This is a genomic window from Rudaea sp. (assembly GCF_047601565.1).
Taxonomy (GTDB): domain Bacteria; phylum Pseudomonadota; class Gammaproteobacteria; order Xanthomonadales; family Rhodanobacteraceae; genus Rudaea.
This window is the reverse complement of sequence record NZ_JASGIY010000001.1, coordinates 3,144,172-3,164,811: the sequence shown is the minus strand read 5'-3', so window position 1 is coordinate 3,164,811 and position 20,640 is coordinate 3,144,172. Positions and strand designations below refer to the sequence as shown.

Here is a 20,640-nt window from a genome sequence, read left to right as displayed (position 1 = left end):
ACAACGCGGGCGCGGGCGTGCACTGAATTGGAGGAAACAAAATGTCTGACCAAACGATGAAAATCTACGAACCGAAGGCGCCAAGCCATGAAACACTGGTGAGCCCGGCGCGCACGATTCGCAGCGCGGACGGAAACACGCTTATCACATACTGCCCAGTCAATCGCTGCGGCGCGTTCTACCGCATCCCGGATTGCGTCTGGTCGATGTATTGTCCAATCACTCCCGACCTTCTCGTCAGCATTCTTGCCGGGGCCGGCATTGCACTGCTGGATGGCGCGGATTTACGGACGTGGCTTGATGCAATCGGCGCCAAGCGCACCGGAATGCTATCGCACTGAATGGGCGAATTCGATTCCATGCTCGCACGCCTTCGCGCGCACGTCGAAGGCCGCCAGCCACTTCCGTTGGATGTCGGCGTATGGACCATCGAGCGGATAGCTTCGCTTTCCGGCGGCGCCGGGTTGCGCCAGCAACGCGATGCGAACCTGTGCGCGGCCGGGCGGCTGATCGGCGGCACAATCCGGACGCGTGCCCATGAAATCCTGCGCATCGATGCGATGCTCTCGCGGTTGTCCGCCCGCGGCCAAGCGCCGCGCAGGCTTGGCCTGGCGGGAGGCCTGGTGCTCCACGCTCGCGGGCTGTGGCCGATTCCAGCCGATCGCCAATTGCGGGAAATCCTCGCCTCGTCGTCAGCGGGAAAGTTGGCAGTCGAAAGCCTACACATTGCCAATTCTTCCGGCGCACAGTTCGAGCATGAGCACGAACCAAGCGCACCGGCCCGCATTGCTTCACCGCACGCTGACTCTGGACACGGCGGCTGGCGATGACGTGGCGCAGCGAATCCCCGCCATTATCTCCACGGAATATCCCGTGGCACGCGACGGGTATCTGGAAATTCTGGCGCACACGCCCGATGCCGTCGACTTAGCGCGTGCCCCGTTGCCGCTGCTCGAGCAGCACGATGCCGGGGCGCTGAACATCGGCATTGTGGAAAACCTGCGCTTGGACGGCGCTGCCCTGCGTGGTGACGTCGTGCTAGGCCAGAGTGCCCGCGCGTGCGAATTGTGGCCGGACATTCGTGCGGGCATCGTGCGGAGCCTGTCAGTCGGGTATGTCGCGCACGAACAATCCGCCATCGCATATGAGGGCGGCCCGGCCGTTCTCGTCACTCGCTGGGAGCCGTTCGAGACCAGCGTCGTTTCCGTTCCCGCCGATCCCGGCGCAAGCCTCTACAGGAGTATCACCATGACCGACCAAAACACTACCGCTGTCGAAGCACCCGCGGCAGCACCCGCGCCGGCGCTCACCGCGAACGCATCACCGGAAGTTTCCGCTGAGCGTTCGCGCGGGGCCGCTATTCAAGCCCTTGCGGCGCGCTATCGCAGCAACGTCGCGAACGTCGACGATATCGCACTGCAAGCCATCGCCGATGGCGTGGCCGTCGAAGATTTCCGGACGAACTTGCTCAACTTGCTTGCGGCGGCCGATCGCGCCGCAGGCGGCCATCTCAACCACCGCAGCATGGACGTCACCGAGTGGCCGCGCGTTGGCCGGTCGCGCGACTTCATCCAAGCCGCGAGCGATGCGCTTCTGTTGCGCGCAGGGTTGACGTTGCGCAAGCCACACGCCGCGGCGCGCGATTTGCGCGGCATGACGGTGCTGGACATGGCGCGCGCCTGCCTGAGTCAAAGCGGCAGAACGCACGTTGGCGAATTGCCGCACGCGGTATTTCGGGCAGCGATGAGCACGAGCGACTTTCCCGCGCTGCTGGGCGACACCTTGAACAAGGCACTGCGGAACGGCATGGAGAACGAGCAGGCAACGCATCGCCAATGGTGTGTTGTGTCGGCGGCCAGTGATTTCCGCGCACAGTCGCGCGTGATTCTTGGCAGCGCTCCCGACCTGGAGCAGGTTGCCGAACTTGGGGAGTACACAAACGGTGTTTTGGCCGAAGACAAGACCACACTCGTGCCCGTGAAATTCGGTCGCATCGTGTCCCTTTCCTGGGAAAGCACGCTCGCCGATAACCTGGGGGCATTCGTGGGCCTTGGCCGTAGCCTCGGGCAGGCTGCGATGCGCGTTGAAGCCGATTCGATTTATGGCTCTCTCAAGTCGGCTTCTCTGGCGGGTCCGAATTTGGCGGATGGCATCGCATTGTTCGACTCGACGAGGAACAATACAGTCACTGCCGTCACTGGCACAGGCAAGCCACTGACTGCGGCGGCACTCGGGGCGGCACGCGCGAAGCTGCGTCGACAGGTCAACGTCGGGGGCGGTCTGCTGAACCTGACGCCGCGCACGCTGATCGTTGCGCCCGAACGCGAGACCGAGGCGGAAATCCTCGTTGCCAGTTCGACCACGCACACGGCGATTGCTGGCGCCGAAGCCGCAACGCCCGCTTGGCTGTCCGCCCTCACTGTCATCGCCGAACCACGCCTGAGCGATCCCGACGTGTTCTATCTCGTCGCGGATTCGGAGGCGATCGGCACGGGCGAAATCGCGATTGTCGACGACTCTCCAAGTTTCGAGGAAATCATCGAGCCGCGGCAAGACGCTCTGAGTTGGAAAGTACGACACGCCTTCGCGGCGGGCTTCACGGATTTTCGCGGCATCGTCAAGGCGACTTTGTCGGCATCCTGAGTACGGCCGGACAAGCCGGCCAGTGTCCGCAACAACCCCGGCAATCGAAGCTGACGACCCCAAGATTCCAGCGGCAGCGATTCGATCGAGCCCCCGCGAAATGCGGGGGTTTGCTTTTCGTGAGCCCCGCGTCGGCGCACGCCGACCTTGACAGGCTATATGCGGTTTCTTACCGCACTTACAGTGCACTTACGCGCGGCATGGCTATTAAGGCGAAAACACGTAAGCTATTGTTTTTGTTGGTCGGGGTGAGAGGATTCGAACCTCCGACTTCTACCTCCCGAAAGTAGCGCTCTACCAGGCTGAGCTACACCCCGATTCGGGTCTCGGCTGCGTTACCGGGATGCGCGATCAGCGCACTTCCGCAGCGAGCCGCGTATGATAGTCGCCCAGGGTCTGGCGCGCAACCTTTTGTCGGAAACGACGAGACCTATTCGACCGGCACCACGGTGATCTTCACGCGCATGCGGTCGCCCGGATCGAACGGCAGGCGCGCCATGTAGATCTCGCCCTTGTAGCGGTACTCGACGTCGTAGCCGACGATGCGGCGCTCGGGCTGCGAGGAATGGCGCAGCGTGCCGCGCTGCGGATCGCGGCAGTCGCGCAGCGAGGCGCTGACGGCGTCGCGTTCGGCGTCGGCCTGCTGCGCCGCGCCGGCATTGGCGGCCTGATCCTGTGCGGCGGCGATGCGGTTGCCGGCGACGCCGCCGGCGACCGCGCCCGCCGCGGTCGACGCCTTGTTGCCGCCGTCGCCGTGGCCGAACGCGTGACCGATCACGCCACCGATCAATGCCCCGATCACCGTGCCGGCGGCGCGGTGATCGGCTTGATCGTTCTCTTGCGGCGGCGGCGCAGACGTATCGGCGCAATCGGGTTGCGGCGGCGGGTTTTCCTCGCCGGTCTGTTCGGCGGCATCGGGCGGCGTTTCGTAGACCGGATCCACGCGCAACACGTCGGCCCAGCCATAGCGGGTCGCTTCCGCCGCGATCGGCGGCGGGTGTGCAGGTGCGCGGTCCTGCGCGTGGCAGAAACCCGCAAACAGCAGCATGCTCACAGCGAGGATGCCGGACAGCTTCATCTTGTGGCGACTCCAAACGGCACGGTTTGATCATTCGCACCCGCGAAGCCGAACCGGCGAATTCGCATCGGATACGCGCCGCCGGTTCCCCCCGGCAAGCATCGCGCGATGCGTTTAACTAGGCTGCATTACAGCATGGGCAGGCTGAATGCGGACTAAGGAAAACTCCCCGCGAAACGGCGTTCGGCCAAGGGTTTAGCCCCATTTCCGAACCTGAATACGAGGCGGTTGCGCTACAATCCGCGCATGAAACTGCGCCTGCACAACTCCCTGACCCGCCGCGTCGAAGACTTCGTCCCGCTCGATCCGAATCGCGTGACCATGTACGTCTGCGGGCCGACCGTCTACAACTACGTGCACATCGGCAATGCGCGGCCCTACGTGGTTTTCGGCCTGCTCGCGCGCCTGCTGCGGCGGCTTTATCCGAACGTGATCTATGCGCGCAACATCACCGACGTTGACGACAAGATCAACGCCGCCGCCGCCGAGGCCGGCGTGCCGATCGCGACGATCACCGACCGCTACGCCGCCGACTTTCGCGCCGACATGGCCAGGCTCGGCGTCGATGCGCCCGACGTGGAACCGCATGCGACGGCGCATATCTCGCACATCATCGCGATGATCGAGCAGCTGATCGCGAGCGGCCACGCCTACGCGGCGGAGGGTCATGTGCTGTTCGACGTCGCCTCGTTTCCCGACTACGGCAAATTGTCCGGCCGCTCCACTGATGAAATGATCGCCGGCGCGCGCGTCGAAGTCGCGCCGTACAAGAAAAATCCCGCCGACTTCGTGCTGTGGAAGCCCTCGACGCCCGAGTTGCCCGGCTGGGACAGCCCCTGGGGCCGCGGCCGGCCGGGCTGGCACATCGAATGCTCGGCGATGAGCGAGGCGCATCTCGGCGAGACCATCGACATCCACGCCGGCGGCAACGACCTGCTATTCCCGCACCACGAAAACGAAGTCGCGCAATCGACCTGCGCGCACGGCGGCAAAATCTTCGCGCGCTACTGGCTGCACAACGGCATGCTCAGCCTCGAAGGCAGGAAGATGTCGAAATCGCTCGGCAACACCTTCAGGCTGCACGAGCTGCTCGAACAGCATCCGGCCGAACTGCTGCGCTACATGCTGATGAAGGCGCACTACCGCCAGCCGCTCGACTGGTCGGCCTCGGCGCTCGAACAGGCGCGGCGCACGCTGGACGGGTGGTATACGACGTTGCGCGATTTGCATGCCGGGGCCCGGAAAAGCGGTGCATCCGCCGCGCATGAATTGCCCGAAGAATTCCTTGCCGCCTTGATGGACGATCTGAATACGCCCGAAGCTCTGGCGATTCTGTCGCGGCTTGCCGATGCGGCACGCAAGGCGCAGACGCCGGAAGCGCGCGACGCAGCGGTCGATGCGCTGCTCGCCGCGGGAAATTTCCTCGGCCTGCTGCAAGCAGATCCCGAGTCGTGGTTCCAGGGCGCCACCGCGGATTCCTCGCTCGACGAGGCACAGGTCCAACAGCTCGTCGACGCGCGTCAGGCAGCGAAGAAAGCGAAGAATTTCACCGAAGCCGATCGCCTGCGCGCGCAATTGCTCGAGCTCGGCATCGTCGTCGAAGACACGCCGCAAGGGCCGCGCTGGAAGCGCGCCGCGTGAAGCCGTCGCCATGACCGCAAAGCCCGACATCCGCCTTCCCGCCGAACCGAACGCGCAAGCCGCGCAGGATGCGATCGCCGAGGAATTCGCCTTCTTCGGCGACTGGACCGAGCGTTATCAATACCTGATCGACCTCGGCCGCAAGCTGCCGCCGTTCCCCGATGCGCTGAAGACCGAGGAGCACAAGGTGCAGGGCTGCCAATCACAGGTCTGGCTCATCGCCGGCGGCGATGCGCAGCGGCTGGACTTCCAGGCGATCAGCGACTCGGCCATCGTTTCCGGCCTGATCGCGCTGCTGCTGCGCGTTTACTCGGGTCGCCCCGCGCAGGAAATCCTCGATACCGAACCGCGCTACATCGAAGCGATCGGCCTCGCCAAACACCTCTCGCCGACGCGCAGCAACGGCCTCGCGTCCATGTTGCAAACGATCAAGGCCCACGCGCGCGCCGCATTGCATCCCCGATAACGATTGGAGACGACGGCTCAAGCCGGAACCAACCAGCCGCCGAAAAACGGCCCGGCGGTGTCGCCGTGCTGCGGCTCGAAACGGAACACCAGTTCCTTGCGGCTGCGGGTCAATTCGTACGGCAGTTTGTAATCGCGATTCACAAAGTCGATCACCTGTCCCCGCTCAACCTGCACTTCCACCGCAAGCTTGCCGTTGACCAGAATATTGAAACGGCCCTTGTCGCTGCCCCAGAAACGCAGACGCAGCGCCAACAGTTGGTCGCTGCCCTTCATGCGGAATTCGACGAAGCCCTTGCCGCGCACGTCGCGGCACTTTTGCCGGCGGTACTTGCCACCGAACGAGGTATCGCTGCCCAGTGCGTGTGCCTTCTCGGAAACCTCGTCGCCGAACTGGATCATGTCCACCGCACTGGCCTGCATCGCGTCGAAGTCGGCCTTGTCCTTCCTGAGCCGCTCCGATTCCTGCGCCCATTGAACTGAATTCATGCGCTTGAAGTACAACGCGCTGCGACGATCATATTGCGCATGGAACGGCACGAAGGTCAGGCCTGGCGGGCGTGTGGTCGAAGCCAGGAACGTGCCCGGCTTCGGCAACTCGCCGAAACCCGCCAGCGGCGAGTCATCGGCCACCAGCGCCGGATCCGGCGCATCGTATTCCTGCTCGACAGAACCAAGATCGGCAGCCAGTGCCAGCGGACCGCGCATTACCACCACGGTGTTCTCGTCACCGGCCGCGTGTTCCAGCCGCAGCGGCGTGGCGAAGTCGACCTCGACCACATCGCCGGTCCTCCAACTGCGTTCGAGTACGGCATAACCGCCGTCTCCCACGCGCACGGCCTGCGTCTTGCCATTCGTGAAGCGGCCTTCGCACCAAGCGGGCACGCGCAGCGCGAGTCGCTTCGGCGCAGCATTGCCGACACGAGAGAACGACAAGCGAACCTTGCCGTTGTCCGGGACGCCGCTGTCCAGCTCCAACGCCAGTCCGCGTTCGGTCCAGTCCAGTTTCGAGGGGATATAGAGATTGACATACAACGTTTGCGCATCGCTCCAAATAGATCGAATCCCCGAACTGCGCATGCGCTTCCATGCCGGTGCCGACGCAGCACCAGAACGAATCGAATTTGTCCGACCAGTCGCGTTCGCCGCCATCGATCATCGGCGTCATGTAAGTGAACATGCCGGTGGCCGGGTGCTGCGCGGCCATTGTATGGTTGTGCAGGGTACGTTCGTAGTAATCGAAATAACGTGCCTGTGGCGTCCACTGGTAAAGGTGGCGGGTGAGCTTGAGCATGTTGTAGCTGTTGCAGTGCTCACAGGTCTGCTCGGTCAGGAACTTGGCGATCGTGTCCGGCTCCTGGAAATACTCGCGGTCGGCGTTGCCGCCGATCACGTAGCTGTAATGCGTGGTCACCGTTTCCCAGAAAAAGCGTGCCGCTGCTGCGGCGTCGGCATCGCCGGCGACCTCGAACTGGCGCGCCTCGCCGATGAACTTCGGCACCTGCGTGTTGGCATGGATGTGCGGCAATCGGTCGTGGCCGGCGGCAGCCGGGTCGATCACCTTCTCGTGGCGCAAGCGCTTGCCGACGGCGATCCAGCGCGCATCGCCGGTGCGCGCGCCAAGCTCGATGTAGGATTCGTTGAGGCCGCCGAATTCGGTATCCAGCAACTTCTGCACCTGTGCATGATCCAGTGTATCGAACACACCGGCGAAGTAGCCGGCCACCGGCAACAGCACCGTCATCGCCTGCTGATTGCCGGCGAGGGCATTGGCATCGAGCAGCCCGGCAAACAGCTTGTGTTGGGTGTATAGCGGCGACCAGCTACCGTTGAGATTGAACGCGCTGCCGTTGATGATGCCGCGACGCAGTTCCTCCATGACCAACTTCCCGCTCTCGATCCCGCCCTTGTCGTTCTTGCGGGTGAAGCCGCCGACGTAGCCATCCTTGTCCGCGGCCTGCGCACGCGCCAGTTCGGCGACGATGTAATCGATGCGGTGCCCGGCTTCGGCTTCACCAGTCTGCGCATGCAGCTTGGACAATGCGCTCAGGTAATGCCCGAGCGTGTGCCCGGAAATGGTGTCTCCCTCCCAACCGCCGTAGCTCGCGCCCTTCGGCTCAAGACCGGCGTATTTGAGGAAGTTGCACAGCAGCCGATCCGGCTCCAGTTCGAACAAATAGCGCTGGTTGGTCAGCAGCGAATCGAGGAACAATGACGGCTTGAGCTTGACCGCCTGCAACGGCAGCGCTGCGACTGCGCCCGGCGTGGACGCAGCCGCCTCCCGAGGGAAATGCAAGAATCCGGCGGCGACCGCCAATGCGTTCCACTGCAGGAAGCGGCGACGCGAGAGATCCAGCGAGGCCACGGATTCCATGTCCGGGAGACGGTTCATGCCCAACCTTCTGCATTCGCCCCACGACAGCAAAAGAAAACAACCTCATTCATGTGCATCTTGTCTCTCTTATGAAGATCTGCGGCCGGATCGATCTGGAACTTCATTGCGAAGCGGTCGTCGTCACCGGCGGCCGATTGCGCCGATGCACCACCCGGATTCGCGGAGACATTCGTTGGTGCGCCCTTCCCCTTTTTCAGAAGCATCCTAGCGCAGGCGCGCGTAGAGCAAGGCGACGTAAACGCGGCGACGATCACGCACATCGCCTTGTGGAAACGGTCGCGAGCGACGGACATGCAAGCGACCGACATAGCGAGAAACACGAGTTGGAAGCCGATGTCGAGGCGGTCGGTGACGATGTCTCCGTGCGAGACGTTGCGAGTCAGGCTGATCAGGATGGCGGCCACGAACAAGCCGAAAAACAGCTTGCGATGGGCGAAGTAATGGGCGCGCAGGTCGACCGGCTCGGCGCCGGAGAAGTCCGGCAGCACCAGCGCAGCAAGCAGGTACCAGACCACCGTCTGCAGCAGGACCAGCGCGAACAGCCCGAACGTCCACGCCGAGGCCGGGATGTCGCGCATTCCGAACAGCGACCACCAGATCTGCACGTCGACCGCCAGCAGCAGCCCGGTGAAGACGAACGGGCACGACGCGCTCGCGCGCGAGCACGAGGCCGCGCAGGCTTTGCAGTATCTGGGTGATCGCAAGGCCGAGGATGATCGAAATCAGAACCGAGAGGTAACTGAAGGGATCCACGGCCGGCAAACCCGATGCGTACGGCGGCCCGGGCCGCCGTCAGTCGCCCATCTGCTTCTGGCGATGCTCCCAGCGTTCCTGCGCGTCGAGCGAGAGCGTCGCGATCGGGCGCGCCTCGAGGCGCTCGATGCCGATCTCCTCGTCGGTTTCCTCGCAGTAGCCGTAGCGGCCTTCCTCGATGCGCTTGAGCGCTTTGTCGATCTTGCCGATCAGTTTGCGGTAGCGGTCGCGCGTGCGCAGTTCGAGCGAGTTCTCGGTCTCGCGCGTGGCGCGCTCGGCCTCGTCGCCGACGTCGCGCACTTCGTCGCGCAGGTTGTCGATGGTCTGCTTGGATTCCTCGACCAGGTCCTCGCGCCACTTCTGCAGCTTCGCGCGGAAGTACGCCAGATGGCGCGGCCCCATGTACTCTTCTTTCGCCGAAGGACGATAGTTGGCCGGTAGATCGATGACGACGGTGCTGGGAAGCGCGTAGCGTCCATCTTCGCGCGTAACGGTATCTGGAACGGGTGCTACTGCGGACATTTTGCCTTTCGTGGGTGCTGCGGGCTTCGGGGACGCCGGCTTTTTCGTCGCCGGCTTCGGGGCTGGCCTGGCGGGACGCGCCGGTTTCGCGGCGGCGCTCTTCGACGCCGGTTTTTTCGCGGCGACCAGTTTCCTGGCCGGGCGTTGCGGTTTGACGACAGGCTTGGCGTGCGTTTTCTTCGCGACAGGCTTTTTCGACGCAACGGCTTTTCCGGTCGCGCGCTTCGTCGCCGCGGCCTTCGCCGGCTTCTTGGCCGGGGCTTTCTTCGGCGCTGCCTTTTTCGGCGCCGGTTTCTTCGTTGCGCCGGCCTTGGCCGGTCCCGCCTTCTTCTTCGCGGGACTTGCGGGTTTACGCTTCGATGTCGCCATAATCCTTCACCATTGTCGCTCGGCGGTCGCGTTTTATAGCCCAATCGCCCCCTCGCGGCAACCATTGCCGATGCCGCCTCTGCCGCCAGGCGGCATGGCAACGACGTCCACCGTCATCCCGGCCACGGATCGGCTGGGGACCCAACGCAACGGACGGCAGATGCCCAAAACCTCGATGACCCGGTTGCTGCTCACCCTGATCCGCCTTTACCAGCGCCTGCTGAGCCCCCTGCTCGGCTCGCGCTGCCGTTTCCATCCGAATTGCTCGGAGTACGCACGCACCGCGGTCGCGCGCTTCGGCGCCGTGCGCGGCGGCGCGCTCGCGATCCGGCGCATCCTGCGCTGCCAGCCGTTCAGCGAAGGCGGTATCGACGAGGTGCCGCAAACCTTTACACTTCGCCGAAATCGCTGAACGAGCCGCCACGCCATGAATGATGTCCTGATCGTCAATGCCGACATCGTCGACGACGGTCGCCGCCTCCACGCCGACGTGCGCGTGCGCGGCGGGCGCATCGAAACCGTCGCCGGCCAGATCAAGGCGCAGGCGAACGAACGCGTGTTCGACGCGCGCGGACGCCTGCTGCTGCCCGGCATGATCGACGACCAGGCGCATTTCCGCGAACCGGGCCTCGAGCACAAGGGCGATTTCTTCACCGAATCGCGCGCGGCGGTCGCCGGCGGCATCACCAGCTTCATGGAAATGCCGAACTCCAAGCCGACCACGACGAACCGTGCGGCGCTCGAGGACAAATACGCGCGTGCCGCGAAGAAATCGCTCGCCAATCACGCGTTCTACCTCGGCGCCGGCAACGACAACATCGAGGAAATCCAGCGCCTCGACCCGCGCGCCGCCTGCGGCATCAAGATCTTCATGGGTGCTTCGACCGGCAATATGCTGGTCGACGATCCCACGACGCTCGATGCGATCTTCCGCGATGCGCCGACTTTGATCGCGACGCACTGCGAGGACACGCCGACGATCGAAGCCAATCTCGCCGCCGCGCGCGCGAAATACGGCGATGCGATCCCGTTCGAGGAGCATCCGTTCATCCGCTCGCGCGAAGCCTGCATCAAGTCGACCCGGCTCGCGATGGAACTGGCGCGCCGCCATGATTCGCGCCTGCACGCGTTGCACGTCACTACCGCCGAGGAACTCGAACTGTTCGCGCCCGGCCCTGTCGACGGCAAGCGCATCACCGCCGAAACCTGCGTGCACTTCCTGCATTTCAGCAACGAGGACTACGCGACCAAGGGCAATCTGATCAAGTGCAATCCGGCGATCAAGCTGCCGTCCGACCGTGCCGCGATCATCCGCGCGATCAACGACGGTCGCATCGACATCCTCGCCACCGACCACGCGCCGCACACCTGGGAGGAGAAGCAGCAGAGCTACGAGAAAGCGCCGTCCGGTCTGCCGCTCGCGCAGTCGGTGTTGCAATGCGCGCTCGAACGCTGGTTCGACGGCCAGATTCCGCTCGAATTGATCGTCGAAAAAACCGCGCACGCGCCGGCGCGATTGTTCGACGTGCGCGAGCGCGGCTACATCCGCGAAGGTTATTGGGCGGACCTCGTGCTGATCGACGCGAATCTGCCGCACACGGTGACCCGCGAAGAAACGCTGTCCAAATGCGGTTGGTCGCCGTTCGAAGGCACGACGTTCCGTTCGACGATCGCCGCGACCTGGGTCAACGGCCATCTCGCCTGGCACGACGGCAGGCTCGACGATTCGCAATTGGGCAAGCGCTTGGAGTTCGATCGATGAATTTTTTTGCTCGTCATTCCAGCGAAAGCCGGAATCCGGCTTTTTCTTTTCATGCTTCTCGGAGCAAGAGCTGGATTCCGGCTTTCGCTGGAATGACAGCCACTCTTTTTTCGTTCTTTCTCCAAACTTGCTTGGCGGCCGACCGCGAGCTGCAACTGCCGGACAAGATCGAGCAGGGCCAGCTCGTGATCGGCCACGCGCCGAAAGGCGTCAGTCTCCAGTTTGAGGGGCACCGCCTGCTCGTCGGCGAAGACGGCATCTTCGTTTTCGGCATCGGCCGCGACGCGCCGGCCACGGCCAAGCTGCACATCCGCTACTCGAACGGCAAGGCGACCGACATTCCGCTGCGCATCGCCAGGCGCGAATACGATACCGAGCGCGTCAACGGCCTGCCGCAGCAGACCGTGACGCCGAATCCGGAACTCGTCAAGCGCATCGAACGCGAGCGCAAGCGCGTCGCCGAAACACGCCATCGCGACGATGCGCGCGAGGATTTCGAATCCGGTTTCATCGACCCCGTCGAGAACGCGCGCATCAGCGGCCACTGGGGTCGCCAGCGCATCGACAACGGCAAACCGATGGCGCCGCATTTCGGCCTCGATTTCGCCGTGCCGAACGGCACGCCGATCCGCGCGACCGCCCCGGGCGTCGTCACGCTCGCCGAGATGGGCATGGTGCTCAACGGCGGCATCGTCGTGCTCGACCACGGCCACGGCGTCAGCACGACGACGATCCACATGAGCCGCATCGACGTGAAGCCCGGACAGAAGGTGAAGCAGGGAGACATCGTCGGCCTCGCCGGCGCGACCGGACGCGCCACCGGTCCGCACGTGCACTGGGCCGCGAACTGGTTCGACGTGCCGATCGACCCCGCGCTGCTGCCCAAGCAAGCCGATTTCGCAAAGGCACCGTGAGCGTCGATATCCGCGAAATCGGCGCCGACGAATTCGATCTCGTCTGGCCGATCTTCCGCGAGGTCGGGGCGATACCTACGCCTACGCGCCCGATACGGGTTTCGAGGAAGCGCGCGCGATGTGGACGACGGCGCCGACGCGCTGCTTCGTCGCCCTGGCCGTCGACCAGCCCGCAGGCTGCTACATGCTCAAGCCGAACCAACCCGGGCTCGGCAGCCACGTCGCCAACGCGGGCTACATGGTCGCCGCGCACGCACGCGGCCGCGGACTTGCCGGCAAGCTGTGCGAGCATTCGCTCGCGACCGCGCGCGCGGCCGGTTTTCTCGCGATGCAGTTCAACTTCGTCGTCAGTACGAACGAGGTGGCGGTGAAGCTGTGGCAGAAATACGGCTTCCGCATCGTCGGCACGGTGCCGCAAGGATTCCGCCACGCTGCGCTGGGCCTCGTCGATACCTACGTGATGCACCGATTCCTGTAGCGCGTCGCCCCATATTCGTCATTCCGGCGAATGCCGGAATCCAGCGACTTTCAACTTGTCAAAAACCAAATGCACTGGATCCCGGCTTTCGCCGGGATGACTGAGTTATTGGAAGCCGCGGCGCGCCTCGCGCCACGACCACCACACGGATTTCCAACGTGCGTCGCCCGGCTGGGCCATCAAGGCGCGCAACGGATCGTCGGTACGTTGCGCCTTGCGCATCAACGCCAAATCGAGCCGGGCGCGCACGCGCCGTCCGAGCGGCGCTCGCCGCGCGTCGGCAAGCGCCGCTTGCAACGCCGCCGATAGCGGGCCGAGAAAATCGCGCAGCAGTTCGCCGCGTTTCGCATCGTTCCCGGTCAGATCGCCACGGGCGAGTCCATGGCGCGCGAGCAGCGCCAGCGGAACGGGAAAGCGCTCCTGCGCATCGCGCAGATGGCGCAACGCGAGCAACAGATGCGAAATCGTCGCGAGTTTCGCGGCAGCGGCAACCTGCCCGGACGGCGCGTCGGACAACTTGGCTTCGATGTGCGCCACCGGCATGAAGAATGCCGAATAATCCGTCAACAACGCATCGAGATCCGACGCGGTACCGAGATGCAGCATGGCCAGCGCGCCGTCGATCAGGGCGTTCCAGTCCGCCGCGCCTACGCCCGCCGCGCGCGGATCGGAAAACAGCACGGCGCTGACCGGATGGCGCGGACTGCCCGAGGCCGCAGCCGACAATTCCTGCCGCCACCACTGGAGCTTCACCTCGGCCACGTGCGCCTCGCGCAGCCCGAATGCGGCCTGTTCGATTTCGTGGATCAGGCAGCCGAAGGCCGACGCGCGCAGGCGCGCATCCGGCGCGAGGAACAGCGCGACGGTGGCCTGTTCGGGATTGGCCGCCAGCCATTTCTGCTCGAAGCTGGCGAAGGCGCTGTCGTCCGGTTCGGACATGCGCGGCTCAATCCAGGCCCAGCGCGGGCAGCAACTCGCGCGGATGCGCGATCACGATATCGGCGCCCCAATCGTGCGGATTCTCGCCGTCGAGATAGCCCCACCCCGCCGCGACCGTGCGCATGCCCGCGGCGCGGCCGGCCTCGATGTCGCGCGCGTCGTCACCGACGTAGACGCTGCGCGCGGCATCGACGTTCGCCAGCCGTGCCGCGTGCAGCAGCGGCTCCGGATCGGGCTTGCGCGTCGCCAGCGTATCGCCGCCGACCAGGGCGGTGCTGCACACGACCAGGCCGAGTTCGGCGACGACCGAACGCGCCAAGCCTTCGGGCTTGTTGGTGACGATGCCCCACGCCAGTGCGCGCGCGTCGAGCTGCGCCAGCAGGGCGTCGATGCCATCGAACGTGCGCGTATGCGCGGCGATGCGCTCGGCGTAGAGATCGAGATAGCGCGGCAGCAGCGTCTCGACACGCGCCTCGTCGATGCCCGGAAAACCCGCACGCAGCATCGCGCGACCACCTTTCGACACGACCGCGCCGACCTTATCCATCGCGATGATCGGCTCGCCGAGTTCCGCGCGCAGGCGCCGCATTGCGTCGATCAGATCGGGAGCGGAGTCGATCAGCGTGCCGTCGAGGTCGAAAAAAATCGCGCAGATGGACGTGCCGTTCGGGCTCACGCAGGCTTCACCGCGCAAGCGAGATAATTGACCTGTGTGTTGTTCACGATCCACGCGCGCCGCGACAACGGGTTGTAGGCCAGGCCGCTCAGATCCTCGAGATCGAGGCCGGCATCGCGCAGCCCCGCGGCCATTTCCGACGGGCGGATGAATTGCGCGTAGTGATGCGTGCCGCGCGGCAGCAAGTTCAACGCATACTCGGCACCGACGATCGCCGCGCCGAACGCGAGCGGCGTGCGGTTCAGCGTCGACAGGAACAAGCGGCCGCCCGGTTTGAGCAGCGTCGCGCAGGCCGCGATCACGCTGCCTGGATCGGGCACGTGCTCGAGCATTTCCATGCAGGTGACGGCGTCGAATGTGCCAGGCGACTCCAGCGCGAGCGCTTCCACGCTGATCTCACGGTAATCGACCTGCAAATTCGACTCATGCAGATGCAACCGTGCCACGTCGAGTACGCGCGGCGCGAGATCGATGCCGGTGACCTGCGCGCCCGCCGCGGCCAGCGATTCGCTCAGAATGCCACCGCCGCAGCCGACGTCGAGCACGCGCGCCCCCTTGAGCACAACGCGCTCGGCGACATAGTTGAGACGCACCGGATTGAGGTCGTGCAGCGGGCGCGAATCGCCTTCGGTGTCCCACCAGCTCGCGGCGAGCTTGTCGAATTTGCCGGTTTCGGCCAGATTGACGTTGGTTGCATTCATAGGATTACCTGGCGGTCGTGCTACTGCGCAAAGGCAATGCGTTCGTGCCATTCGCCCGCCTTGGCGCGCAGGGCATCGAGGTCCATGCCGATCAGTGTACGGTTGTCAAGCTTGCGCTTGCCGGCGATCCACACGTCGCTGACCTGCTGGCGGCCGGTCGCATATACGAGTTGCGAAGCGACGTGATAGATCGGCTGCGTCTCGATCGCGTCGAGGCGCACGGCGGCGAGATCGGCCTGCTTGCCGGGCACGATCGAGCCGATGCGGTCGCCGAGGCCCAGCGCGCGTGCGCCGTTGAACGTCGCCGCCTGCAGCGCGAACGCGGCATCGAACGCGCTCGCGTCGTTGGCCACGGCCTTGGCGAGCAAGGCGGCGGTGCGCATCTCGCCGAACATGTCGAGGTCGTTGTTGCTCGCCGCGCCGTCGGTGCCGATCGCGATGTTGACGCCGGCACGGCGCAGCTTCTCCGCCGGGCAGAAGCCGCTGGCGAGCTTGAGGTTCGATTCGGGACAATACGCGACCGATGCGCCGGCCTCGGCCATCTGTGCGATCTCGCCGTCGGTCAACTGCGTCATGTGGATCGCGATCAGATGATCGTTGACCAGCCCGAGCGCGGCCATGCGCGCGATCGGACGCATGCCATGGTCGCGTTTGCCGTCTTCGACCTCTTGCGCCGTCTCGTGCAGATGCAGATGGACGGGAACGTCGAGTTGATCGCTCATCAGGCGGATACGCTCGAAGGTCTCGTTCGCGACCGTGTACGGCGCGTGCGGCGCCAGCGTGGTCGTCACCAGCGCCTCGGCGCGTAGTTCGTCATGCACGGCGAGATTCTTGTCGAAATACTCGTCGCGGCTCTTCGCCCAGGCGGTCGGGAATTCGATGAACGGCAGGCCGACGACGGCGCGGAACCCGTGCTTCAGGTAAGTCGCCGCCTGCGCATCGGGAAACAGGTAGTTCTCGTTGCAGCAGGTGGTACCACCGCGCAGCATCTCGGCGATCGCGAGTTCGATGCCGTCGCGCACGAACTCGGGCCCCATCACGCGCCCTTCCGCCGGCCAGATGTGCTCGTTGAGCCAGGTCATCAGCGGCAGGTCGTCGGCTAGGCCGCGCATCAGCACCATCGGGTTGTGCGTGTGCGCGTTGACGAGGCCGGGGATCAGCGCATGTTCGTTCAATTCGATGCGCGCGGCGTTCGGATATTTCCCGCGCGCGGTCTCGATCGGCAGCACCTCGGCGATCGTGTCGCCCGCGAGCGCGACGGCGTGATGGTCGAGCACGACGCCGTGCGGTTCGACGGGAATGACCCAGCGCGCTTCGAGTAGCTGATCGACAGGATTCATGGCCAGTATCGTCATTTCAGCGAAAGCTGGAATCCAGCTTTTCTGGAATTCGTAGACGTGATCAAAAGCTGGATCCCAGCTTTCGCTGAGATGACGAGCAAAACTAGGCCGCTGAATCGCGCCCTTTCAACAGAATCAGCCCTTGACGCGGCCGACGTACTCGCCCGTGCGCGTATCGACCCGGATCACCTCGCCGTTCGGCACGAACAGCGGCACGCGCACGGTGGCGCCGGTTTCGAGCTTGGCTGGCTTGCCGCCGGAGCCTGCGGTGTCGCCCTTGACGCCCGGATCGGTCTCGGTGATCTGCAATTCGACGAAGTTCGGCGGCGACACGGTCAGCGGCGCACCGTTCCATAGCGTGACGATGCAGGTCTCGTTGCCCTTGAGCCACTTCTCGGCATCGGCCATCGCCGACTTGTCGGCGGCGATCTGCTCGTGCGTGTCCGGGTGCATGAAATGCCAGAACTCGCCGTCGCTGTAGAGATATTCCATGTCCTGGTCGAGCACGTCGGCCGGCTCGAGCGAATCGGTCGACTTCATCGTCAGTTCGACGACGCGGCCGGTCTTGATGTTGCGGTATTTGACGCGCGTGAACGCCTGGCCCTTGCCCGGTTTCACGTACTCGGTGTCGACGATCGAGCACGGATAGCCGTCCACGATGATCTTCATGCCGTTCTTGACGTCGTTCATGCCATAGCTGGCCATACTCGGATGCTCCGTTGCACAACGAGCCGCGGTCGATTGCGGCTAAAATGGGCACATGGGAAAAATGGAAGCCGCAATTGTAACCGGGAACGCGACGGCCGCGCATCGGGGTCGCGCGGTGGCGACGCCGGACTGGCGCCGCCTGTGGCGCGATGCCGTGACCGATCCTCACGAACTGCTCGCGCTGCTCGATCTCGGCCACCGCGCCGGCGAACTGCTGCCGCCGAGCGCCGACACTGGCTTCGCACTGCGCGTGCCGCGCGCCTTCGTCGCGCGCATGCGCCGCGGCGACGCGCGCGATCCGCTGCTTTTGCAGGTGCTGCCGCAAGCGGCCGAACTCGCCTCGGTCGAGGGTTTCGGCTTCGATGCGGTCGGCGATCTTAACGCGCGTGCCGCGCGCGGCGTGCTGCACAAGTACCAAGGCCGCGCGCTGCTGGTCGCGACCGGCTCGTGTGCGGTGAACTGCCGCTATTGCTTCCGCCGCCACTTTCCCTACGCCGAGGAAACCGCCGCGGCCAACCGTTGGCGCGATGCGATCGAACATCTGCGCGCCGACGAATCGATCGACGAGGTGATCCTGTCCGGCGGCGATCCGCTGTCGCTGTCCACGGCCAAGCTCGGCGAACTGACCGATGCGCTCGCGTCGGTCCCCCACATCTGCCGCCTGCGCCTGCACACGCGCCTGCCTATCGTGCTGCCCGAGCGCGTCGATACGGAATTCGTCGCCTGGCTGCGCGCGCTGCCCTGGTCGGTCGCGCTCGTACTGCACGCCAACCACGCCAACGAACTCGATGGAAGCGTGGCCGCGGCCTGCGCGCGCCTGCGCGACGCCGGCGCGAACCTGCTCAACCAGAGCGTGCTGCTGCGCGCGGTCAACGACAGCGCCGACGCGCTGGCCGGGCTGTCGTCGCGCCTGTTCGACTGCGGCGTGCTGCCCTACTACCTGCACCAGCTCGATCGCGTCGCCGGCACGGCGCATTTCGCCGTCGGCGACGACGAGGCCTGCGCCCTCGTCGCGGCGCTGCGCGCGCGCCTGCCCGGCTATCTCGTGCCGCGGCTCGTGCGCGAGATCGCCGGCGAGGCCCACAAGACCCCCCTGTGACGCTGGCGCGCAGGGGGCGAATCGAGTACAACGCACCATCGGCGCTGTCGGGGGCCCGGGCCCAATTCGCATCATGATCAAACCCACGGACATCATCAAACTCCTGCTGGTCGAGGACTCGGTCGAGGACGCCGAGCGCCTGACCAGCATGCTGCGCAACGCCGGCATCGCCGTGCGCGCCGTCCAGGCGCGCGACGCCGACGAGCTCGACGCGCAGTTGCAGGCGCAGTTCCCCGACCTGATCCTTTCCGGCCCGGCGGTCGAGCTCGGCGAAGTGGTGCAAGCGGGCAACCGCGGCGGCAAGGACGTCGCCGTGATCGCGATCCTGGCGGAGTTCACCGGCGAAACGGTCACCGAGGCGTTCCGCCGCGGCGTCGTCGCGGTGGCGACGCGCGAGCATCCGGAACTGTTCGTCACCGTCGTGCAGCGCGAGTTCGACGCGCTCAACCTGCGCCGCAACGTGCGCCGGCTCGAAACGAGCCTCGCCGAATCCGAACGCCGCTGCGACTCGCTGCTCGAATCGGCGCGCGATCCGATCGCCTACGTGCACGAGGGCGCGCACGTGCGCGCGAACCACGCGTGGCTCGAAACGTTCGGCTACGCCGATTTCGAGGAACTGCAGGGGGTTTCCGTGCTCGACCTGATCGCGCCCGAGGCGACCGGCGATTTCAAGACGCTGCTCAAGAACCTCTCGCGCGGCGAGAAGCCGCCGGCGAGCCTGCCGATCAAGATGCGCCGCGCCGATGGCTCCACGCTCGACACGGTGATGGAATTCGCCCCGGCCAGCGTCGCCGGCGAGCCGTGTCAGCAGATCGTGCTGCGCCAGCCGCTCGCCAACCCCGAACTCGCGCGCCAGATCGACACCCTGCGCACCAAGGATCTCGTCACCGATCTCTACAACCGCCAGCACGGCCTCGCCGAACTCGACCGCATGGTCGCCGCGGCCGCCGAAGGCGCTCCGAACCAGATCCTGCTGCTGCTCGAGGCGGACAATTTCCGCGCGCATCTCGACGAGATCGGCCTCGGCAACACCGACCTGCTGCTCGGCGACATGGCCAACCTTCTGCGCCGCAACCTCGAAGCCACCGAGCACATCGCCTTCCGCTTCGGCGACCACACGTTCGGCGTGCTGAGCAGCGCGTTGCCGATCGCCTCCGCCACCGAACTGGCGCAGAAACTGTGCAACGCGTTCGCCGAGCACGATTTCGACATCGGCAAGCGCCATCTGAGCCTGTTCGTCAGCATCTCCGGCGTGCTGATCGGCGAGAAGAACGCCAACGCCCAGGCCGTATTGAGCCAGGCCGGAGCGGGCCTGCGCCAGTTGCAGCACGCGGGCGGCAACCAGGTCGCGATCCACGACCCCGGCCTGCGCGACGCGATCGCGCTCGCCGAGGCGCAGGCGCTGCACGAGCGCATCGAGGCGGCGGTCGAGCACAAGCGCTTCTCGCTCTACAGCCAGCCGATCATCAACCTGCACGGCGTCGAAGGCGAGTTCTACGAGATCCTCGCGCGCCTCGTCGACGACAAGGGCGAAGTGACCCCCGACGTCTTCTTCCCGATCGCCGAGGACGCCGGCTTCGTGACCGCGATCGACCGCATCGTGGTGGCGAACGCCATCGCAACGCTGGCCGAACGCGAAAAAACCGGCAGGCACACCACGTTCTTCGTCAAGCTTGCCGCGGCCTCGCTGTCCGACGAAACCCTGTTGCCGTGGATCGCGCAGCAGCTCAAGGCCGCGCGCGTGCGCGGCGACGCGCTCGTGTTCGAGGTGCCGGAAAGCAAGGTCGTCACCCAACTCAAGGCGGCGCGCGCCTTCGTCAACGGCCTGCAGCAGCTCCATTGCGGCTTCGCGCTCGAGCAGTTCGGCTCCGGCGTCAACTCGTTCCAGTTGCTCAAGCAGATCGACGCCGCCTACCTGAAGATCGACCGCAGCTACATGCCGAACCTGCCGAAGGACAAGGAACACCAGAACTTCGTCCGCGAGTTCTGCCACCAGGCGCACCAGGCCGGCAAGATCGTGATCGCCGAGCAGGTCGAGGACGCGGCGAGCATGTCGTTCCTGTTCACCTGCGGAGTGAACTTCGTGCAGGGCAACTACCTCAACGAACCCGAGAAGATCCTCAGCGCGGCGTAAGCCGCGATGCGATTCGCCGCGCC

At 65.2% G+C, this 20,640-nt stretch carries 19 protein-coding genes, 1 tRNA gene and 1 pseudogene; 11 read left to right on the top strand and 10 right to left on the bottom strand.

Annotated features, from left to right (window positions below; all coding sequences use genetic code 11):
- Positions 1-41 precede the first annotated feature (41 nt).
- From QM741_RS13930 to QM741_RS13920, 3 genes are read left to right on the top strand one after another with little or no spacing between them, the layout of a single operon-like run.
- Entirely contained in the window at positions 42-341 is a 300-nt protein-coding gene (locus QM741_RS13930) for a hypothetical protein (RefSeq protein ID WP_415208277.1), read from the top strand.
- Complete coding sequence (locus tag QM741_RS13925; protein WP_415208276.1) at positions 342-830, top strand: hypothetical protein; 489 nt, start codon at positions 342-344, stop codon at positions 828-830.
- A complete protein-coding gene (locus QM741_RS13920; RefSeq protein ID WP_415208275.1) occupies positions 757-2,643 on the top strand; it encodes a Mu-like prophage major head subunit gpT family protein in 1,887 nt (628 codons plus the stop codon). Before QM741_RS13925 ends, QM741_RS13920 begins: the two co-directional genes overlap by 74 nt.
- A gap of 240 nt (positions 2,644-2,883) precedes the next feature.
- Here the strand turns inward: QM741_RS13920 and QM741_RS13915 are convergent.
- Both QM741_RS13915 and QM741_RS13910 read right to left on the bottom strand, forming a co-directional pair.
- Positions 2,884-2,960: transfer RNA gene (locus QM741_RS13915), tRNA-Pro, on the bottom strand.
- Positions 2,961-3,073: 113 nt separating this feature from the next.
- Entirely contained in the window at positions 3,074-3,721 is a 648-nt protein-coding gene (locus QM741_RS13910) for a glycine zipper 2TM domain-containing protein (RefSeq protein ID WP_415208274.1), read from the bottom strand.
- Positions 3,722-3,967: 246 nt separating this feature from the next.
- Here QM741_RS13910 and cysS point away from each other — a divergent pair, with 246 nt between their 5' ends.
- Both cysS and QM741_RS13900 read left to right on the top strand, forming a co-directional pair.
- Complete coding sequence (cysS, locus tag QM741_RS13905; protein ID WP_415208273.1) at positions 3,968-5,362, top strand: cysteine--tRNA ligase; 1,395 nt, start codon at positions 3,968-3,970, stop codon at positions 5,360-5,362.
- A 10-nt stretch (positions 5,363-5,372) separates the two neighbouring features.
- Positions 5,373-5,828 (top strand): SufE family protein, encoded by a 456-nt coding sequence (locus tag QM741_RS13900; RefSeq protein ID WP_415208272.1) that lies wholly within the window; start codon positions 5,373-5,375, stop codon positions 5,826-5,828.
- Between the two features lie 17 nt (positions 5,829-5,845).
- Here QM741_RS13900 and QM741_RS13895 read toward each other — a convergent pair.
- From QM741_RS13895 to dksA, 3 genes and pseudogenes are all read right to left on the bottom strand, one after another.
- Positions 5,846-8,219, bottom strand: a pseudogene (locus QM741_RS13895) (beta-L-arabinofuranosidase domain-containing protein).
- Positions 8,216-8,827, bottom strand: a complete 612-nt coding sequence (locus QM741_RS13890) for a hypothetical protein (RefSeq protein ID WP_415208271.1) — start codon at positions 8,825-8,827, stop codon at positions 8,216-8,218. Before QM741_RS13890 ends, QM741_RS13895 begins: the two are co-directional and overlap by 4 nt.
- A 187-nt stretch (positions 8,828-9,014) precedes the next feature.
- Positions 9,015-9,866, bottom strand: a complete 852-nt coding sequence (gene dksA, locus QM741_RS13885; RefSeq protein ID WP_415208270.1) for an RNA polymerase-binding protein DksA — start codon at positions 9,864-9,866, stop codon at positions 9,015-9,017.
- Positions 9,867-10,041: 175 nt separating this feature from the next.
- Between dksA and yidD the strand changes: the two genes are divergently transcribed.
- The 4 genes from yidD (at position 10,042) to QM741_RS13865 (ending at position 13,020) form a co-directional block, all read left to right on the top strand.
- Entirely contained in the window at positions 10,042-10,278 is a 237-nt protein-coding gene (gene yidD, locus QM741_RS13880) for a membrane protein insertion efficiency factor YidD (protein ID WP_415209129.1), read from the top strand.
- 15 nt (positions 10,279-10,293) lie between these two features.
- Positions 10,294-11,628 carry a dihydroorotase gene (locus QM741_RS13875; protein WP_415208269.1) on the top strand — a complete coding sequence of 445 codons (1,335 nt, stop codon included), beginning with the start codon at positions 10,294-10,296 and terminating at the stop codon, positions 11,626-11,628.
- Between the two features lie 131 nt (positions 11,629-11,759).
- Positions 11,760-12,542 (top strand): M23 family metallopeptidase, encoded by a 783-nt coding sequence (locus QM741_RS13870; protein WP_415208268.1) that lies wholly within the window; start codon positions 11,760-11,762, stop codon positions 12,540-12,542.
- A gap of 118 nt (positions 12,543-12,660) precedes the next feature.
- Entirely contained in the window at positions 12,661-13,020 is a 360-nt protein-coding gene (locus QM741_RS13865; RefSeq protein WP_415208267.1) for a GNAT family N-acetyltransferase, read from the top strand.
- 105 nt (positions 13,021-13,125) lie between these two features.
- On the opposite strand, the gene QM741_RS13860 is transcribed toward QM741_RS13865, so the two are convergent.
- The 5 genes from QM741_RS13860 to efp form a co-directional block, all read right to left on the bottom strand.
- A complete protein-coding gene (locus QM741_RS13860; RefSeq protein WP_415208266.1) occupies positions 13,126-13,959 on the bottom strand; it encodes a squalene/phytoene synthase family protein in 834 nt (277 codons plus the stop codon).
- 7 nt (positions 13,960-13,966) lie between these two features.
- Positions 13,967-14,635, bottom strand: coding sequence for a phosphoglycolate phosphatase (gene gph, locus QM741_RS13855; protein ID WP_415208265.1), 669 nt, complete (start codon positions 14,633-14,635; stop codon positions 13,967-13,969).
- A complete protein-coding gene (gene ubiG / locus QM741_RS13850) occupies positions 14,632-15,336 on the bottom strand; it encodes a bifunctional 2-polyprenyl-6-hydroxyphenol methylase/3-demethylubiquinol 3-O-methyltransferase UbiG (RefSeq protein ID WP_415208264.1) in 705 nt (234 codons plus the stop codon). The genes gph and ubiG overlap by 4 nt, the downstream gene beginning before the upstream one ends.
- A gap of 20 nt (positions 15,337-15,356) precedes the next feature.
- On the bottom strand, positions 15,357-16,691 hold the full coding sequence (locus QM741_RS13845) for a TRZ/ATZ family hydrolase (RefSeq protein ID WP_415208263.1): 1,335 nt from the start codon (positions 16,689-16,691) through the stop codon (positions 15,357-15,359).
- 120 nt (positions 16,692-16,811) lie between these two features.
- Entirely contained in the window at positions 16,812-17,381 is a 570-nt protein-coding gene (gene efp, locus QM741_RS13840; protein ID WP_415208262.1) for an elongation factor P, read from the bottom strand.
- Between the two features lie 55 nt (positions 17,382-17,436).
- Between efp and epmB the strand changes: the two genes are divergently transcribed.
- Both epmB and QM741_RS13830 read left to right on the top strand, forming a co-directional pair.
- Entirely contained in the window at positions 17,437-18,483 is a 1,047-nt protein-coding gene (gene epmB / locus QM741_RS13835) for an EF-P beta-lysylation protein EpmB (protein ID WP_415208261.1), read from the top strand.
- Positions 18,484-18,556: 73 nt separating this feature from the next.
- Positions 18,557-20,617 carry an EAL domain-containing protein gene (locus QM741_RS13830; RefSeq protein ID WP_415208260.1) on the top strand — a complete coding sequence of 687 codons (2,061 nt, stop codon included), beginning with the start codon at positions 18,557-18,559 and terminating at the stop codon, positions 20,615-20,617.
- The last annotated feature ends 23 nt before the right edge of the window (positions 20,618-20,640 follow it).

Bases quoted from the DNA above. Each gene is read 5' to 3' on its own strand.
- QM741_RS13930 (WP_415208277.1), top strand. From the start codon at position 42: ATGTCTGACCAAACGATGAAAATCTACGAACCGAAGGCGCCAAGCCAT.
- QM741_RS13925 (WP_415208276.1), top strand. From the start codon at position 342: ATGGGCGAATTCGATTCCATGCTCGCACGCCTTCGCGCGCACGTCGAA.
- QM741_RS13920 (WP_415208275.1), top strand. From the start codon at position 757: ATGAGCACGAACCAAGCGCACCGGCCCGCATTGCTTCACCGCACGCTG.
- QM741_RS13910 (WP_415208274.1), bottom strand. From the start codon at position 3,721: ATGAAGCTGTCCGGCATCCTCGCTGTGAGCATGCTGCTGTTTGCGGGT.
- cysS (WP_415208273.1), top strand. From the start codon at position 3,968: ATGAAACTGCGCCTGCACAACTCCCTGACCCGCCGCGTCGAAGACTTC.
- QM741_RS13900 (WP_415208272.1), top strand. From the start codon at position 5,373: ATGACCGCAAAGCCCGACATCCGCCTTCCCGCCGAACCGAACGCGCAA.
- dksA (WP_415208270.1), bottom strand. From the start codon at position 9,866: ATGGCGACATCGAAGCGTAAACCCGCAAGTCCCGCGAAGAAGAAGGCG.
- yidD (WP_415209129.1), top strand. From the start codon at position 10,042: ATGACCCGGTTGCTGCTCACCCTGATCCGCCTTTACCAGCGCCTGCTG.
- QM741_RS13875 (WP_415208269.1), top strand. From the start codon at position 10,294: ATGAATGATGTCCTGATCGTCAATGCCGACATCGTCGACGACGGTCGC.
- QM741_RS13865 (WP_415208267.1), top strand. From the start codon at position 12,661: ATGTGGACGACGGCGCCGACGCGCTGCTTCGTCGCCCTGGCCGTCGAC.
- QM741_RS13860 (WP_415208266.1), bottom strand. From the start codon at position 13,959: ATGTCCGAACCGGACGACAGCGCCTTCGCCAGCTTCGAGCAGAAATGG.
- ubiG (WP_415208264.1), bottom strand. From the start codon at position 15,336: ATGAATGCAACCAACGTCAATCTGGCCGAAACCGGCAAATTCGACAAG.
- QM741_RS13845 (WP_415208263.1), bottom strand. From the start codon at position 16,691: ATGACGATACTGGCCATGAATCCTGTCGATCAGCTACTCGAAGCGCGC.
- efp (WP_415208262.1), bottom strand. From the start codon at position 17,381: ATGGCCAGCTATGGCATGAACGACGTCAAGAACGGCATGAAGATCATC.
- epmB (WP_415208261.1), top strand. From the start codon at position 17,437: ATGGGAAAAATGGAAGCCGCAATTGTAACCGGGAACGCGACGGCCGCG.
- QM741_RS13830 (WP_415208260.1), top strand. From the start codon at position 18,557: ATGATCAAACCCACGGACATCATCAAACTCCTGCTGGTCGAGGACTCG.